Consider the following 15,135-nt stretch of genomic DNA (forward strand, 5'->3'; position numbering starts at 1 on the left):
GAAGTGAAACGATGCATCGCCGATGGTAGTGTGGGGTTTCCCCATGTGAGAGTAGGTCATCGTCAAGATTAAATTCCAAAACCCCAATTGCGAAAGCAATTGGGGTTTTGTTTTTGTGCGCGGAAAAGCCTTTCCAGTCACCGGAGAGCAGTGCGCTTCGACTCAAGAACTACCTCAAGCCGAAGGCACCCTTGGCGGGCGTTAATGTCCCAGGCTGCTGTGGGTCAGCCGGGCTACCCACTTGCCATGCTGCTCGCCATTCTTCAATGCCCGCAGTTTCTCCGGCAGTTGGTTGAAGTCGAACTCAATCAGCGGTGCAGGTTGCAGCAGACCCGATACAGTCCCGCTCATCAGTTGCTCGGCGTACTGACGTAGCTGTTGCCAGTCGGCCCGGCTGCCGTAAACGTGAATACTGTTGAGGGCCACTTCGTGGAGTGAGATCGCGGTGCTGAACGCCGGCAATGGCGCTGCCTCCTGACGATCCTGAATACACACCAAGTGCCCGTTGTAACCCAGCAGTGCTGCCAGCCTGCGCGCCTGAGCCCCGCTGACGGTATCGAACAGCGCATGCAGGCGACGCTCCCCCAGTCGCGATTGCAGCTCGGTTTGCCAGGTGCCTGCCCGATAGTCGAAAACCCCGACCGCGCCTTGCGCCAGCAACCGCGCATGGTGCTGGGTAGACGCCGTCGCCCACACCCGCAAACCGCGTTGCACCGCCAATTGGACCAGCAACGAACCCACCGCGCCTCCGGCCCCCACCACCAGCACATCACGCGCACCCACTACGGGGACCTTATCCAGCGCCTGCAAGGCGGTCAGGCCGGGGCAGGGCAGGCTGGCGGCAACCGCATCATCGAGCGCCTCAGGAACCGGCAACGCCGCATCGGCATCGAGCAGGCAATACTCGGCGAAGCTGCCATCACGGCTCAACGACTGGTGATAAGCCACCCGCGTACCGATCTTCAGCGTCACCGCGGACCCCGCGGCCACCACCACACCAACGCCATCGACACCAGGCACGCGGTCGGTATGCCAATCGGCATGTCCCCACTCGATGATCTTCCAGTCCACCGGGTTGAGGGCGATCGCGCTATTGGCGATCAGCACTTCATTCGCTCCCGGTTGCGGCAATGTCTTGCGGATCAGTTGAAGGCCTTCCAGGCCGGCTCCTGCGGTCCAGCCCCAGGCGTTGTATTCAGTTGGCATGGTGAAACCTCGGCAGTACGAATTCGGCAATTTCCTCGATGGCCTCGGCCACCGGGCGTTCACTGCGGCGCAGATGCAGGCCGACATGCTGCACGCCTGCCTCACGCAGGGCCTGCAGTTCCTCGATCAGTGCCAGGCGCCCACAGCGGCCACCAAAGCGCAGGCGCTGCATGGGGGCATGCGGGTCAGCGGCAAGGTCCAGGTGGACGAAACTGATATAGGGTTTGTCGCCACCGACCTCACGCCAGAGCGCGACGCGTCGGCGATGTTCGTCCGGGGTGCCCGGGTAGGCGAGCCAGCCGTCCATGTGTTCACCGATCCAGGCCGGCGATTGCTGGCCCAGCCCGGCCACCAGTAGCGGTGCGGCTTCAGGACGCTGTGGCAGCAGATGCGCACCCTCGGGTAAATGATCCTGTCCCTGGCTGTGCAACAGCTCGACAGCATCGCGAAAGAGCTCTCCGCGCTGGGCGTAATCGACACCGAACAGCGGATACTCCATCGGCCGGTCACCACTGGCGACCCCCAGCAGCAAGCGACCATCGCTCAACTCGTCGATGCTGTTGGCGGCCTTGAGGGTCAGCCACGGCTGACGCAACGGCAGGACCACCGCGGCGGTTCCGAGCATGATGTTCTGCGTGATGCCGGCCAGATAGCCGAGGTAGGAAAAGGTTTCGAAGACCTGAGCGGCATCGCCGAAATTCGGGTCGTACACCGGTACGTCACGTACCCATAGCGCGCGAAAGCCGGCCTGGTCCGCCAGGCGGGCGAGGGTTGCGTGCTGCTTGAGGTCCGGCACGCCGAAGGGGCGATCTTCGATCTTGCGCAGGCGTTGGCCATCGCTGGACCAGTCGTTATCGAGCGGCAGTTCCAGGCCGACGGAAAAGTTGTTCCTGCCAAGCAGGCGTTGAAAACGAGGATGCATGAAGGGCTCCGGCGTCTCGCCCGTGGCAAGACGGTCATAGGGATCACAGCGCAGCAGTATCCCCAGGCCCGGCCCACAGAAAAATGCATGAATCGGAACAACAATCTTGAGCGGGCATCACGAATCGGCCGAATTCTTCATGAAAGCGCCGGGACGGTTTTTGGTATGGTGCAGCTCGTTTTTCAAGGGACCGACATTCACCCGCACGGATCAGCGTTCACTATTCCACGAGAAGCTGTAGCAATGCCTGAACCGATACCGATCAAGGACCACGAAAAAGAGACGCGTCTGGTCAACAAAAGGCTGTTGGCCTGCGCGCTCCTGGTGGTCGCTATCACCTGCACCCTGATCGGGCGCCTGTACTTCCTGCAGGTGGTCGAATTCGACTATCACTCGACCATCTCCGAAAACAATCGTGTGCACGTGCTGCCCATCACCCCGACTCGCGGCCTGATCTACGACCGCAACGGCGTGCTGCTGGCCGACAACCGTCCCAGCTTCAACCTGACCATCACCCGCGAGCGCACCACCGATCTGAAGGGCGAGCTGGACCAGGTGGTCAGCCTGCTGCACCTGCCCGCTGAAGACCGTGTGCTGTTCGACAAGGCGCTGAAGCAGTCACGCCACCCGTTCGTGCCGGTCACCCTGTTCTATGAGCTGACCGAAGAGCAGATCGCCGTGCTGGCGGTCAACGAGTACCGCTTGCCGGGGCTGGAGGTCGAGGCCCAGTTCGTGCGGCACTATCCGATGGGCGCGCACTTCGCCCATTCCATCGGCTATGTCGGGCGCATCAACGAGAAGGAAGCCAAGGTCCTGGACTCGGTGGAGTACCGCGGCACCCAGTCGATCGGCAAGACCGGGATCGAGCGCTTCTACGAGTCCGAACTGCATGGCCATGTCGGCTACGAAGAGGTGGAAACCAACGCCCAGGGCCGGGTCATGCGGGTGCTCAAGCACACCGATCCGATCCCTGGGAAAAACATCGTGCTCAGCCTCGACGTGAAGTTGCAGGAGGCGGCCGAGGCGGCCCTGGGCGACCGTCGCGGATCGGTGGTGGCCCTCGATCCGCAGACCGGCGAAGTGCTGGCGATGGTCAGCAAGCCGAGCTTCGACCCGAACCTGTTCGTCACCGGCATCAGCTTCAAGGAGTACAGCGCGTTACGCGACTCCATCGACCGGCCGCTGTTCAACCGGGTGCTGCGCGGCCTGTATGCGCCGGGTTCGACCATCAAGCCCGAGGTGGCGATCGCCGGGCTGGATTCCGGGGTGGTCAACGCCTCGACCCGAGTGTTCGATCCGGGTTACTACCAACTGCCGGACGTCGACCACAAATACCGTAACTGGAACCACAGCGGCGACGGCTGGGTGGACCTGGACGCGGCGATCATGCGTTCCAATGACACCTACTTCTACGACCTGGCGCACAAGCTCGGTATCGATCGCCTGCACGATTACCTGGCGATGTTCGGCCTGGGCGAGAAAGTCTCCCTGGACATGTTCGAGGAGGCGTCGGGACTGATGCCGTCCCAGGCCTGGAAGCGCGCCACCCGGCGTCAGCCGTGGTTCCCCGGCGAGACGGTGATTCTCGGCATTGGCCAAGGGTATATGCAGGTCACGCCGCTGCAGCTGGCCCAGGCGACGGCGCTGATCGCCAACAAGGGCGTGTGGAATCGCCCTCATCTGGCCAAGACCGTCGATGGCGTGGCGCCGGTGGACGAACACCCGATGCCGAACATCCGGCTCAAGGACCCGGTCGACTGGGACCTGGTCAGCCACGGCATGCAGATGGTGATGCACGCGCCTCGGGGCACCGCGCGCGACGCGGCGGCCGGCGCGCAATACCGCATCGCCGGCAAGAGCGGTACGGCGCAGGTGGTGGCGATCAAGCAGGGCGAGCGTTACGACCGTCTCAAGACCCGCGAGCGCCATCGTGACAATGCCTTGTTCGTCGGCTTCGCGCCGGCCGAGCACCCGCAGATCGTGGTGGCGGTGATGATCGAGAACGGCGAGGCCGGCGGCCGGGTCGCGGGCCCCGTGGTACGTCAGGTCATGGATGCCTGGCTGCTCGATCAGCAAGGCCACCTGAAGCCGCAGTACGCCAGCCCTGGCAAGGGGCCGGACGTTCCCCACGCCTGAGTCATTTGAACATCAGGCTGTCCGGCACCTGCTCACGAATACTGAGCATGTGCTGGATGTTGTCCAGGAACAGGGTTTCGGCCTGGCTCATCTTCTGCTCCCGGTGCCACAGCAGCTGGATATCGAAATCCACCACGCCTTCGTCCGGCGGCAAACGCCAGAGCAGCCCTTGCTCGACATCCCGCCTGACCAGGTGGATCGGCAGGCAGCCGATCCCGAACCCTGCGCAGATCAGGCGATAGATCTCTTCAAAGCTGGTGGAGGAGGCGACGATCTTGCCGGTAAAGCCCTGCTGGTCGCGAAACAGCGTCAGCGGTGACAGGTTGCCCCCCAACTGGTCGCTGGTGAAGCTGACGAAGTTCTCGTTGGCCAGTTGTTGCAGGCTCAGGTCCTGCTGGCCGAACAGCCGGTGGCGCTGGCCGCAGAAGTAGGCATACCGCTCGCGAAACAGCACCCGCTGTTCCAGCCTGGGTTGTGGCAGGCGGCACAGCCCGACCCCCAGGGTCGCGGTCTTTTGCAGCAGTGAACTGATGATGTCCGAGCTGCCCATCACCTCGACTTCCAGCTCGATTTTCGGGTGGGCCTCATGGAAATCGGCGAGGAACTCGTCGTAATGCGGCGCTTGCACGCCGCTGACGGTAAGGATGCGGATCTTGCCCACCACGTCGTCGTTGCGGCTCTCCAGCACCGTGCCCAGGCGCGAGATATCGCCGTAGATATCGGTGGCGATGCGCAGCACTTCCTCCCCGGTTTCCGTCAGCTCGAAGCGCCGTCCGCTGCGCGCGATCAATACGCAGTCGAGCTGTTCCTCCAGGCGCTTGAGGGCCTGGCTGACCGCCGACTGGGTGATGTGCAGGCGTGCGGCGGCGCGGCTCATGCTGCCTTCCTGGCCGATCACCAGGTAGGTGCGCAGCAGGTTCCAGTCCAGGCGATCGTTGAGGAAACGCCGACCGACCCAGGGGTTGGAGGTGGAGAGCGGTGCGGGCATGGCGGCTCCATGTAGTAGCAGTGCTAATAGCAAAGATAAGAATTTGAAAATTGACTAATCCTTGCACGACGGCGATAAAGCCCACAAGCGCCAGAGAGCGCCGCGTGATCAGCCTTCCGCACCTGCCCAAAACTACAAATACACAGGGTCCTTGCATGCACAGCACTCCTCAGCCGCGCCGAGCCGCGGCGGCGGCCTTTATCGGCACGACCATCGAGTTCTACGACTTCTACATCTACGCCACGGCCGCGGCGCTGGTCCTCGGTCAGGTGTTCTTTCCCAGCAGCGACCCGGTGATGAGCACCCTGGCGGCCTTCGGCAGCTTCGCCGTGGGCTTTATCGCCCGGCCCATGGCCGGCATGGTGTTCGGCCACCTCGGCGATCGCCTCGGGCGCAAGAAGATGCTGCTGGTGACCATGGCGCTGATGGGCCTGGCCACCACCGGCATCGGCTTGCTGCCCAGCTACGCCAGCGTCGGCATCTGGGCGCCCGTCAGCCTGATTGTGCTGCGCATCATCCAGGGCATTTCCGTGGGCGGCGAGTGGGGCGGGGCGGTGCTGATGGCCAGCGAACATGCCCCGGCCAAACGCAAGACCTTCTACGCCTCCTTCGCCCAGCTCGGCAGCCCGGCCGGCCTGCTGCTGGCGTTGATCGCCTTCCGCTTGGTGACCAGCCTGGACCAGCAGGACTTCCTCGACTGGGGCTGGCGCCTGCCGTTCCTCGCCAGCGGCGTGCTGATGATGTTCGGCCTGATGATCCGTTCCGGCGTGCATGAGTCGCCGGAGTTCGCCAAGGCCCGGGACAACAACGAAACCGCCAAGTACCCGGTGATGGAGGTGCTGCGCAGCTGCTGGAAGCAGATCCTGTTCGCCGCCGCCGCGGTGACCATCGGCTCGGCCGGTTTCTTCTTCACCAACACCTTCATGATCACCTACGTGACCCAGTACCAGGGCATTTCCCGGGCGACTATTCTCGATTGCCTGTTCCTGGTGACGATCATCCAGCTGCTGTCCCAGCCGGTCTCCGCGCTGCTGGCCGAGCGTATCGGCGAAGGGCGTTTCCTCAAGTGGGTGGCGCTGCTGTGCATGGCCACGCCGTACCCGATGTTTCTGTTGGTCGGCACCCAGAACATTGTGCTGATGACCCTTGGCATCGCCCTGGCGGTGGTGATTCTCTCGGCGCTGTACGCGGTGATCGCCGGCTACATGACCCAGGCCTTCCCGGTGCACCTGCGCTACTCGGGGATCTCCATCGCCTACCAACTGGCCTGCGCGGTCGCCGGTGGCAGCACGCCGCTGATCGGCACCCTGCTGGCCAGCCAGTTTTCCGGACAGTGGCTGCCGCTGGCGGTGTTCTTCAGCCTGCTGTCGGCCCTGTCATTGATCGGCGTCTGTGGCCTGGCCCGGCTGCGCGCCAACCCGACTGTCCACCACGTTCCTAAAGAGGTGTATTCGTGAGCAAACCCGAACACATGAGCCCGATTGAATGGCAGGCCCGCTGCGAGCTGGCGGCCCTGTATCGACTGGTCGCGCACTTTCGCATGACCGACCTGATCGACACCCACATCACCCTGCGCATTCCAGGGCCGGAGCATCACTTCCTGATCAACCGCTACGGGGTGATCTTCGACCGTATGCGTGCCAGCGACCTGGTGCGTATCGACCAGGAGGGGCGCATCGTCGACCCGCACTACGCCGGGCACCGGGTCAACGCCGCCGGCTTCGTCATCCACTCGGCGATCCACATGGCGCGCCCGGACCTCAACTGCGTGATCCACACCCACACCGCCGCCGGCATCGCAGTGGCCGCGCAGAAACAGGGGCTGTTGCCCATCAGCCAGCACGCGCTGAAGTTCTACGGCAAGCTGGCGTACCACACCTATGAAGGCATTGCCCTGTCCCTGGACGAGCGCGAGCGCCTGATCGCCGACCTTGGCCCGCACAAGGCGATGATCCTGCGTAACCACGGCCTGCTGGTGGGCGGTGCCAGCGTCGCCCATGCGTTCCAGGAGATTCATTTTCTCGAACGTGCCTGCCAGGCCCAGGTCCAGGCGCTGGCCGGCGGTTGCGAGCTGAACTACCCATCGCCGCAGGTCTGCGCCCACACCGCCGAACAGTTCGAGCGCGACGACGCCGACCACATCATCGAGCTGGCCTGGGAGGCCGCCCTGACCTTGATCGAGTCCCAGCGCGAGTCTTATCTGTCATGAGCATCGTGGTGCTGCTGTCCCGCGACAGCCTGTTGCTCAAGCAATTGCAGGCCGCCTTCGCCCGTTGTGCGCCACAGGTCCAGGCGGTGCTGGCCGACGATCCGCGTGCCGCTCAGGCGCAGGTCGCCGCTTGCTGGTTTCCACCCGCCGGCAGCCTGGGGCGCTTGCCCAGCCTGCAAGTGATTCATTCGGTGGCGGCGGGCATCGACCACCTGGAACACGACCCTTCGTGCCCGGACCTGCCGGTGTGCCGGGTGGTGGACCCGGGGCACCGCCAGGGCATGACCGAGTACCTGCGCTGGGCGGTGATCCACTATCACCGCGGCTTCGACCGGGTGCTGCAGCAGCAGCGCGAACGGCACTGGGAGCGGCCGCTGCAACGGCCGGCGCGGCAGTTCAAGGTCGGGGTCATGGGCCTGGGTTCCCTGGGCAGCGCCATTGCCCTCGACCTGGCCGCCGCCGGCTACGACGTGCGCGGCTGGGCTCGCAGCGCCAAGCGCCTGGCGGGGGTGCAGACCTTCGTCGGACCGGGGCAGTTGGAGCCCTTTCTCGACCAAGTGGAACTGCTGATCAACCTGCTGCCCCTGACCGCCGAGACCCGCGGCATTCTCGGGCGCGACAGCTTTGCCCGGCTGGCCCATGGCGCGGCGCTGGTCAACGTCGGGCGCGGCGGCCACCTCAACCTCGACGACCTGCAACAGGCCCTGGCCAGCGGCCAACTGCGTGGCGCCTTGCTCGATGTGTTCGAACAGGAGCCGCTGCCGGCCGATGATCCGCTGTGGACGACACCCGGGGTCATACTCACTCCGCACATGGCCTCGGCGGCCTCCCACGATTGCATCGCCGAGCAGGTGACGGACAACCTGCGGCGCCTGCAAGCCGGCGCCGCGCTGTTGAACGAGGTGGACAGGGCCCAGGGTTACTGAGCGCCCAGGCCGGCCTGCAAGGCCTCGATAAAGACCGTCTCGGCGCGGCTCATGCGTTGTTCGCGGTTCCACAGCAGATGGATGTCGACGTCGGCGATGCCTTCGTCGGGCGGCAGGCGCCACAGCAGCCCGGCTTCGACGTCGGCCGCCACCACATGCTCGGGCAGGCAGCCGATGCCGTAGCCGGCGATCACCAGGCGCCGCACTTCCTCCAGGCTCGGCGACGAGGCGACGATGCGCCCGCTGAAACCCTGCTGGTCGCGAAAGATGGTCAGCGGCGAAAGCATGCCGCCGATCTGGTCGCTGGTGAAGCTGACAAAATTCTCCCGCTGCAAATCGCCTTCGGACACGTTCTGCTGACCGAACAGCCCATGGTGCTTGCCGCAGAAAAACGCATAGCGCTGGCGCAGGAACAGCCGCTGTTCCAGGCGCGGCTGGGGCCGGCGGTTGAGGCTCAGGCCGAGGGTCGCGGTTTTTTCCTGCAGGGCGCTGACGATGTCCGAGCTGCGCAGCACCTCGATCTCCAGGTCGACCCGCGGGTGCTGGCGGTGGAAGTCGGCGAGGAAGTCATCGAAACGCGCGGAAAAGATCCGGCTGATCATCAGCAGGCGCACCTTGCCGATCACCTCGTCGGCCGGCTGCTCCAGCACGCCACTGACCTGGGACATCTGCCCGTAGATCTCGCCGGCCAGGTGGAAGATCTGCTCGCCGACTTCGGTCAGGGCAAAACGTGGTCCGCGCCGGGCGATCAACTGGCGGCCCAATTGTTCCTCCAGGCGCTTGAGGGCCTGGCTCACCGCCGGCTGGGTCAGGTGCAGGCGAGCGGCCGCGCGGCTGATGCTCAGCTCCTGGCCGATCACCCGAAAGGTGCGCAGCAGGTTCCAGTCCAGGCGGTCGTTGAGCAGGCGGTCGGGCAGGCGGTTGGACATGGCGCGGGGCTCTGGGTCGAAGGACAGGGCTGATAATAAGCAGCAGTAATAATTAGCATAATAAATAGAAAATTGACTAATTATAGCCTCGCGACGATAAATCCCTCCCAGACAGGCGCCGTCAGAGCGCCTCTGCATTCCCGTTCTCTCCTGCCAGAAAAATAATCAAAGGAGCACGATCCATGAAGCCTTCAGCTTCGCCCCAGCCGCGCCGTGCGGCCGCCGCCGCCTTTATCGGCACCATGATCGAGTGGTACGACTTCTACATCTACGCCACCGCCGCGGCGCTGGTGTTCGGCGCCTTGTTCTTCCCCTCCGACGACAAACTGTTCAGCACCATGGCGGCCTTCGGCACCTTCGCCGTGGGCTTCTTCGCCCGGCCATTGGGCGGCATCGTGTTCGGCCATATCGGCGATCGCATCGGGCGCAAGAAATCCCTGGTGATCACCCTGCTGATGATGGGCGTGGTCACGGTGTGCATCGGCCTGCTGCCGACTTATGCACAGATCGGCGCGGCGGCGCCGGTGCTGCTGATCCTGCTGCGCATCGTCCAGGGCATCGCCGTCGGTGGCGAGTGGGGCGGGGCGGTGTTGATGGCCGGCGAGCATGCGCCCAAGGGCCGGCGCAACTTTTTTGCTTCCTTTGCGCAGTTGGGCAGCCCGGCCGGGTTGATCCTGTCGCTGCTGGCCTTCAGCGCGGTCACCCGCCTGCCCGAAGAAGACCTGATGAGCTGGGGCTGGCGCCTGCCGTTCCTCGCCAGTGCGCTGTTGCTGGTGGTGGGCCTGGCGATTCGCCTGGGGGTCAATGAGTCGCCGGAATTCCTCGCCAGCCGCGAGCAGGCGCACAAGAGTCTGCGCAAGGAACAGGCGCCGGTGATGGAAGTGCTGCACAGCGCCTGGCGCCCGCTGCTGCTGTGCATCGGCGCCAACACCTTAGGCATCGCCGGGGTGTATTTCACCAACACCTTCATGATCGCCTACAGCACCCAGCAACTGGGGTTGCCGCGTTCGCTGATCCTGGAATGCCTGTTCGTGGTGGCGATCATCCAGTTCTGCATCCAGCCCCTGGCGGCCTGGACCGCCGAGAAGATCGGCGCCACGCGCTTCCTGTGCCTGGTGTCGTTGCTGGCCATGGCCTCGCCCTACCCGATGTTCGTGCTGGTGAGCAGCGGCCAGGCGCCGCTGATCATCCTCGGCATCGCCCTGGCGGTGGTGTGCATGGCGTCTTTCTATGCGGTGATCGCCGGCTACGTCAGCGGCATGTTCGAGACCCGCGTGCGCTACACCGCGATCTCCCTGGCCTATCAGATCTGCGGCGCCGTGGCCGGTGGCCTGACGCCGCTGATCGGCACCTGGCTGGCCCATCAATTCGCCGGCCAGTGGTGGCCGATGGCGTTGTTCTACAGCCTGATCGCGACTATCTCGCTGCTCTGCGTGCTGGCCCTGGCCCGTCGCCATGCAGCCGTCCACCGCCTGGAAATGGCTTGAGCCCCGGCTCTGTACGAAAAGTGGCTGCGCTCGGTCATGCTGCGTTAAAAACAGGCTCGGAATGCTCATTTAGGCCCCTAAACTCCGCTTCCTCGCCTGTTTTTGCCTTGCCTGACCTTCGCTCGCCGACTTTTCGTACAGACCCTAATCGAATCCGGAGAACCGAAGCATGTTGAAGATCAACGGTGAACGCCTGTGGGCGAGCCTGATGGCCATGGCCGAAATCGGCGCGACCGCCCGTGGCGGCAGCTGCCGCCTGGCCCTGAGCGAGGAGGACAAGGCCGGGCGCGAGCTGTTTGCAAGCTGGTGCCGCGAGGCCGGCATGAGCCTGAGTGTCGACCCCATCGGTAACCTGTTTGCCCGGCGTCCGGGCAGCGACCCCGACGCCGCCCCGGTGATGATGGGCAGCCACCTCGACACCCAGCCCGAAGGCGGGCGCTTCGATGGCGTGTACGGCGTACTCGCCGGCCTGGAGGTGGTGCGCCGCCTCAACGATCTGCGGATCCAGACCCGCAAGCCGCTGGAGGTAGCGGTGTGGACCAACGAGGAGGGCGCGCGTTTCACCCCGGCCATGTTCGGCTCGGCGGTGTTCACCGGGATCATGGACCTGGAGAGCGCCCTGGCGGTGCGCGACGCCGATGGCATCAGCGTCGCCGAGGCCCTGCACGCCACCGGCTACGCCGGTACGCGGCCCCTGTGCGGGGCGGTGGATGCCTACTTCGAGGCGCATATCGAACAGGGGCCGATCCTCGAAGACAACGCCAAGAGCATCGGCGTGGTCAGCGGTGGCCAGGCGATCCGCTGGCTCGACGTGCAGGTCGAAGGCCTGGCGGCCCACGCCGGTACCACGCCGATGCCGCTGCGCAAGGATGCGCTCTACGGCGCCGCGCAGATGATCCTGGCGATCGAAACCCTGGCCACGGATTTTGCCCCCGAGGGCCTGACCACCGTCGGTGAGCTGAGCATCGCCAAGTCTTCGCGCAACACCATTCCCGGCCTGTTGCAGTTCACCGTCGATCTGCGGCACCACCGCGACAGCGCCATCGCCGCGATGGACCAGGAGGTCCGCGCGCGGCTTGGCGCCATTGCCGGACAACGCCAGTTGAAGGTGACCATCAGCCCGCACTGGATCAGCCCGGCCACACCCTTCGATGCCGACTGCGTGGCGGCTGTGCAGCAGGCGGTGGACGGCCTGGGCTACGCTCAGCAATCGATCGTCAGCGGCGCCGGCCATGACGCGATTCACCTGGCGCGGTTCTGCCCCACGGCCATGGTCTTCATCCCGTGCGTCGGCGGCCTGAGCCACAACGAAGCCGAAGACGTACTGCCCGAGGATGTGCGCCAGGGCACCGACGTATTGCTCAACGCCGTGCTGGCCCGCGCCGGCCAGGTCGAATGAAAGGAGAAGGTCATGCGCAGTTTTTTCCACCCCGAACAGCTGCTGCACCATCCGCGCAGCTATTACTCCCGCGGCCAGATGCGCACCCCGCAGGAAGTGCCCGAACGCGCCCAGCGCCTGGTCCAGGCCGCGCACTCCCTGGGCTTTGAGGTGCTGCAACCGGAGGATGCCGGCCTGGAGCCGCTGCTGGCGGTGCACGGCGCGGCCTATCTGCAATTCCTCAAGGAAGCCCACCAGCACTGGAAGGAAATTCCCGAGGACTGGGGCGACGAGGTGATGTCGAACATCTTCGTCCGCGAGCCCAACGCCCTGCGCGGCATTCTCGCCCAGGCCGCGCGTTACCTGGCCGATGGCAGCTGCCCGGTGGGCGAACTGACCTGGCGTTCGGCCTACTGGTCGGCACAAAGCGCGATTGCCGGCGCCCGCGCTTTGCTTGACGGCGAACCGGCGGCCTACGCCTTGTGCCGCCCGCCGGGCCATCACGCCCGGGCCGAAGCCGCCGGCGGTTTCTGCTACCTGAACAACGCGGCGATCGCCGCCCAGGTACTGCGCGAAAAATTCGCCCGGGTCGCGGTGCTGGACACCGACATGCACCACGGCCAGGGCATCCAGGAAATCTTCTACGAACGCGACGACGTGCTGTACGTCTCGGTGCACGGCGACCCGACCAACTTCTACCCGGGTGTCGCCGGTTTCGCCGACGAGCGCGGCAGCGGCTCAGGGCAGGGCTACAACCTCAACCTGCCAATGGCCCACGGCGCCAGCGAAGCCGATTTCCTCGCCCAACTGGAAACCGCCCTGGCGGCGGTGAAAAGCTTCGACGCACAAGTGCTGGTGCTGTCCCTGGGGTTCGACATCTACGAGCTCGACCCGCAAAGCAAAGTGGCGGTAACCCGCGCAGGTTTCGCCCGCCTCGGCGAACGCATCCGCAGCCTCGGCCTGCCGTGCCTGATCGTGCAGGAAGGCGGCTACCACCTGGAAAGCCTGGAAGACAATGCACGGGCATTCTTTGCCGAAGCAGGGGCCTGGAAGCTTTGATCGAGGGGATTGTGAGATCGCTTCGCGGGCAAGCCTCGCTCCTACGCAAGCACAGGCGCCGCTGTCCGTAGGAGCGAGGCTTGCCTGCGATGGAGGTCAACGATAACGCGGGGCTCGCCCTTCATGGGCGGTGCTTCGGCAGACAGCCGCTGAGCGGTGAACCACACATATTGCAGATTGCCGAACCCCTCCAATTTGTGCGAAAACCGCACAGACCCTGTGCTACCTGCGCTGTGTTCGAGCTTGAGGTATTTCCCTAGCATTTGCTTATTCACTCGACCGAAGAAGGAAATACCCATGCAACGTTTTACCCGTCGTTTCCTCGCCGCCTGTGCATTTTCCGGCATTGTGGCCAGCACTGCTGCCTTGGCTGAAGGCCATCCGACCATTCGTGCCATGTCGGGCGCCATGCCGATCAACGAGTTGCCGGCCGGCAAGTCCGCATTGCTGGTGATCGACTTCCAGAACGAATACTTCACCGGCAAGATGCCGATCCCGGACGGTGCCAAGGCCCTGGCCAATACCCGTGAGCTGATCAAGTTCGCCGACAGCCACAACCTGCCGGTCTATCACGTCCAGCACGTTGCACCGGCCGGTTCGGCAGTGTTCGCCATCGATGGCGAAACCGTGAAGTTCCACCCCGACATGCAGCCGCGGGCCAAGGACAGGGTGCTGCAGAAAAGCACGGTCAGCGTCTTCGCCAGTACCGATCTGGATAAGCGCCTGAAGAGCGCCGGGATCGAGAACCTGATCATCTCCGGCCTCATGACCCACGCCTGTGTCGCCGGTGCCGCCCGTGATGCCGCGCCCCTGGGCTACAAGGTCATAGTCGCCTCCGACGCCTCGGCCACTCGCGACATTACCCGGGTCAACGGCGACACGATCGACAAGGACACCTTGCACAAGGCCGCGCTGGCCGAGGTCGAGGACACCTTCGGTGACGTGATGACCACGGCCCAGATCCTTAAATTGCCGGTGCGCTAACTCGCTATGAATCAGATGCTCGCCATGCGTGTGTTCCGCTGCATCGTCGAAGCCCAGGGGTTTTCCGCTGCTGCCGAGCGGCTGGACACCACGCACTCCTCGGTGTCGCGACACTTGCAGCAACTGGAGTCCACGCTCGGCGTGCGCCTGATCAATCGCAATACCCGGCGCATGAGCCTCACCGCGGCGGGCGAGCGTTATTACACCGCCTGCGTGGACATCCTGGATCGCGTCGATGCCGCGTCCCAGGCCGTGACACTGGAGCAGGAACGTCCCTCCGGGTTGCTGCGCATCAGTGCTCCGCTGGTGGTCGGCACCCTGGAGCTGGCCCATTGGCTGCCGGCGTTCCAGCAGCGGTATCCGGACATCCAGGTCGACCTGTCCTGCTCGGACCCTTTTGTCGATCTGGTGGCCGATGGCTTCGATGTGGCCATCCGCATCTGCGGGCCCTTGGCCGACAGCAGCCTGGTCGCGCGCTTGCTTACGGTCTCGCCCATGGTGATGGTCGCGTCATCGGCCTACGTCTTCAGGTGTGGCCTGCCACGCAGCGTCGCCGAGCTCAGCGAGCATCGGCTGCTGACCTTTGCCTCGGCCACGCAGTGGTCCCTGGTGAGTGAAAAGGCTGAGCCGGTCACCGTGACCGCCGACAGCCGTTTTCACACCGACACCATCACCGCGCTGCACGCCTGCGCCCTGGCCGGCGGGGGTATTGCCGCCTTTACCCTGGCCACCGTGCAGAACGACCTGCTGGCCGGCAGGCTGGTGCGGATTCTTCCCGACTACACCCTCGGTGTGCGTCATTACTATGCGCTGTATCCCCATGCCCGGAACCTGCCCGCCAAGGTCAGGGTATTTGTCGATTTCATGGCCGAGTATTACCGGGCCAAGTCATGACCTTGGCTCTTCGTCCT

The 15,135-nt window shown here is 64.6% G+C and carries 13 protein-coding genes; 9 read left to right on the plus strand and 4 right to left on the minus strand.

Features of this window, described 5'->3' with window-relative positions; translation table 11 throughout:
* Positions 1-201 precede the first annotated feature (201 nt).
* Complete coding sequence (locus AC07Y9_RS29785) at positions 202-1,206, minus strand: zinc-binding dehydrogenase (protein WP_102681228.1); 1,005 nt, start codon at positions 1,204-1,206, stop codon at positions 202-204.
* Entirely contained in the window at positions 1,196-2,128 is a 933-nt protein-coding gene (locus tag AC07Y9_RS29790) for a TIGR03571 family LLM class oxidoreductase (RefSeq protein ID WP_102681229.1), read from the minus strand. Before AC07Y9_RS29790 ends, AC07Y9_RS29785 begins: the two co-directional genes overlap by 11 nt.
* 243 nt (positions 2,129-2,371) lie before the next feature.
* On the opposite strand from AC07Y9_RS29790, the gene mrdA reads away from it, so the two are divergent.
* Positions 2,372-4,264, plus strand: coding sequence for a penicillin-binding protein 2 (gene mrdA, locus AC07Y9_RS29795; RefSeq protein ID WP_102681230.1), 1,893 nt, complete (start codon positions 2,372-2,374; stop codon positions 4,262-4,264).
* Position 4,265: 1 nt separating this feature from the next.
* On the opposite strand, the gene AC07Y9_RS29800 is transcribed toward mrdA, so the two are convergent.
* Positions 4,266-5,252 (minus strand): LysR family transcriptional regulator, encoded by a 987-nt coding sequence (locus AC07Y9_RS29800; RefSeq protein WP_102681231.1) that lies wholly within the window; start codon positions 5,250-5,252, stop codon positions 4,266-4,268.
* A gap of 155 nt (positions 5,253-5,407) precedes the next feature.
* Between AC07Y9_RS29800 and AC07Y9_RS29805 the strand changes: the two genes are divergently transcribed.
* The 3 genes from AC07Y9_RS29805 to AC07Y9_RS29815 are packed head-to-tail and all read left to right on the plus strand — an operon-like array spanning position 5,408 to position 8,387.
* The gene (locus tag AC07Y9_RS29805) at positions 5,408-6,709 is read left to right on the plus strand and encodes an MFS transporter (RefSeq protein ID WP_102681232.1); all 1,302 of its coding nucleotides are present in this window, start codon (positions 5,408-5,410) and stop codon (positions 6,707-6,709) included.
* Positions 6,706-7,461 carry a class II aldolase/adducin family protein gene (locus tag AC07Y9_RS29810; RefSeq protein ID WP_007928209.1) on the plus strand — a complete coding sequence of 252 codons (756 nt, stop codon included), beginning with the start codon at positions 6,706-6,708 and terminating at the stop codon, positions 7,459-7,461. Before AC07Y9_RS29805 ends, AC07Y9_RS29810 begins: the two co-directional genes overlap by 4 nt.
* Positions 7,458-8,387 carry a 2-hydroxyacid dehydrogenase gene (locus AC07Y9_RS29815; protein ID WP_102681233.1) on the plus strand — a complete coding sequence of 310 codons (930 nt, stop codon included), beginning with the start codon at positions 7,458-7,460 and terminating at the stop codon, positions 8,385-8,387. Before AC07Y9_RS29810 ends, AC07Y9_RS29815 begins: the two co-directional genes overlap by 4 nt.
* On the opposite strand, the gene AC07Y9_RS29820 is transcribed toward AC07Y9_RS29815, so the two are convergent.
* Positions 8,381-9,316: a LysR family transcriptional regulator gene (locus tag AC07Y9_RS29820; protein WP_102681234.1), complete on the minus strand. Its 936-nt coding sequence runs from the start codon at positions 9,314-9,316 to the stop codon at positions 8,381-8,383. The genes AC07Y9_RS29815 and AC07Y9_RS29820 overlap by 7 nt on opposite strands.
* Before the next feature lie 182 nt (positions 9,317-9,498).
* On the opposite strand from AC07Y9_RS29820, the gene AC07Y9_RS29825 reads away from it, so the two are divergent.
* From AC07Y9_RS29825 to AC07Y9_RS29845, 5 genes are all read left to right on the plus strand, one after another.
* The gene (locus tag AC07Y9_RS29825) at positions 9,499-10,803 is read left to right on the plus strand and encodes an MFS transporter (protein WP_092422230.1); all 1,305 of its coding nucleotides are present in this window, start codon (positions 9,499-9,501) and stop codon (positions 10,801-10,803) included.
* Positions 10,804-10,972: 169 nt separating this feature from the next.
* A complete protein-coding gene (locus AC07Y9_RS29830; RefSeq protein WP_102681235.1) occupies positions 10,973-12,202 on the plus strand; it encodes a Zn-dependent hydrolase in 1,230 nt (409 codons plus the stop codon).
* Between the two features lie 12 nt (positions 12,203-12,214).
* Positions 12,215-13,240 (plus strand): histone deacetylase family protein, encoded by a 1,026-nt coding sequence (locus AC07Y9_RS29835; protein WP_102681236.1) that lies wholly within the window; start codon positions 12,215-12,217, stop codon positions 13,238-13,240.
* A 297-nt stretch (positions 13,241-13,537) separates the two neighbouring features.
* On the plus strand, positions 13,538-14,224 hold the full coding sequence (locus tag AC07Y9_RS29840) for a cysteine hydrolase family protein (RefSeq protein WP_102681238.1): 687 nt from the start codon (positions 13,538-13,540) through the stop codon (positions 14,222-14,224).
* A gap of 6 nt (positions 14,225-14,230) precedes the next feature.
* A complete protein-coding gene (locus tag AC07Y9_RS29845; RefSeq protein WP_102681239.1) occupies positions 14,231-15,118 on the plus strand; it encodes a LysR family transcriptional regulator in 888 nt (295 codons plus the stop codon).
* The last annotated feature ends 17 nt before the right edge of the window (positions 15,119-15,135 follow it).

The sequence above is a fragment of the Pseudomonas sp. GW456-L12 genome (genome assembly GCF_059424045.1).

Excerpts from the sequence above, each read along its gene's own strand:
- AC07Y9_RS29785 (WP_102681228.1), bottom strand. The coding sequence starts at position 1,206 with ATGCCAACTGAATACAACGCCTGGGGCTGGACCGCAGGAGCCGGCCTG.
- AC07Y9_RS29790 (WP_102681229.1), bottom strand. The coding sequence starts at position 2,128 with ATGCATCCTCGTTTTCAACGCCTGCTTGGCAGGAACAACTTTTCCGTC.
- mrdA (WP_102681230.1), top strand. The coding sequence starts at position 2,372 with ATGCCTGAACCGATACCGATCAAGGACCACGAAAAAGAGACGCGTCTG.
- AC07Y9_RS29800 (WP_102681231.1), bottom strand. The coding sequence starts at position 5,252 with ATGCCCGCACCGCTCTCCACCTCCAACCCCTGGGTCGGTCGGCGTTTC.
- AC07Y9_RS29805 (WP_102681232.1), top strand. The coding sequence starts at position 5,408 with ATGCACAGCACTCCTCAGCCGCGCCGAGCCGCGGCGGCGGCCTTTATC.
- AC07Y9_RS29815 (WP_102681233.1), top strand. The coding sequence starts at position 7,458 with ATGAGCATCGTGGTGCTGCTGTCCCGCGACAGCCTGTTGCTCAAGCAA.
- AC07Y9_RS29820 (WP_102681234.1), bottom strand. The coding sequence starts at position 9,316 with ATGTCCAACCGCCTGCCCGACCGCCTGCTCAACGACCGCCTGGACTGG.
- AC07Y9_RS29825 (WP_092422230.1), top strand. The coding sequence starts at position 9,499 with ATGAAGCCTTCAGCTTCGCCCCAGCCGCGCCGTGCGGCCGCCGCCGCC.
- AC07Y9_RS29830 (WP_102681235.1), top strand. The coding sequence starts at position 10,973 with ATGTTGAAGATCAACGGTGAACGCCTGTGGGCGAGCCTGATGGCCATG.
- AC07Y9_RS29835 (WP_102681236.1), top strand. The coding sequence starts at position 12,215 with ATGCGCAGTTTTTTCCACCCCGAACAGCTGCTGCACCATCCGCGCAGC.
- AC07Y9_RS29840 (WP_102681238.1), top strand. The coding sequence starts at position 13,538 with ATGCAACGTTTTACCCGTCGTTTCCTCGCCGCCTGTGCATTTTCCGGC.
- AC07Y9_RS29845 (WP_102681239.1), top strand. The coding sequence starts at position 14,231 with ATGAATCAGATGCTCGCCATGCGTGTGTTCCGCTGCATCGTCGAAGCC.